Origin of the sequence: Vibrio sp. R-1 (assembly GCF_035615595.1) — a bacterium.
Lineage (GTDB): Bacteria > Pseudomonadota > Gammaproteobacteria > Enterobacterales > Vibrionaceae > Vibrio > Vibrio cholerae.
Genome location: NZ_WPDC01000283.1, coordinates 1 through 586 on the forward strand (window position 1 = coordinate 1; position 586 = coordinate 586).

The window sequence follows — 586 nt, forward strand, 5'->3', positions numbered from 1 at the left end:
CCGCGCGTTGACAGTCCCGCTTGAGGCGTTTGTTATGTGACAATTCTTCCCATGATGTAGATGTGATCCGCATACCTTTGACCGCCGATTTCATAAGCATCAGGAACAATTCTGTGTAAGGTGAATCCACTTTTGGCTAACACTTTTTCAGAGCCAATATTACCTTCAGTCACGACAGCCATAAAACCTTCGAGGCCGAAATGTTTCGCCGAATAATCAATCAGTGCTTGCAACGACTCAGTACCATAGCCATTGCCGTAAAAACTAGGCAGAAGCATGAAACCAACTTCGGCCACACCGTTTCGCAGACAAAAGCCAGTAATACCGACTTTGTGACCTGTTTTTAATTCAGAAATGACCAAGCATAGCCAGTGTTCGGAATCTGGAGTCCAATGCTCAAGTCGAGACTGAAATTTAGACTCGATTTCCAACACACTCGGTTGGTCGAAGCAAAGTGAAATCACCGCAGGATTAGTATGAAGCTCATAAAACAATGTCCAATCATCTGCTGATATTGGAGACATCATTAAACGATCTGAGAGTATTTTCATTCCACTAAACTTCCCTGTCACATAACGCCCGCCTA

1 protein-coding gene is annotated in these 586 nt (G+C 44.0%); it reads right to left on the reverse strand.

Going from position 1 to position 586, the window contains the following annotated elements; all coding sequences use genetic code 11:
* Positions 1 to 32: 32 nt before the first annotated feature.
* Complete coding sequence (locus GOU96_RS18140; RefSeq protein WP_002044925.1) at positions 33 to 551, reverse strand: GNAT family N-acetyltransferase; 519 nt, start codon at positions 549 to 551, stop codon at positions 33 to 35.
* Between the last annotated feature and the right edge of the window lie 35 nt (positions 552 to 586).

What these genes read in the sequence shown, in the direction of transcription:
- GOU96_RS18140 (WP_002044925.1), bottom strand. Translation starts at nt 551, where the DNA reads ATGAAAATACTCTCAGATCGTTTAATGATGTCTCCAATATCAGCAGAT.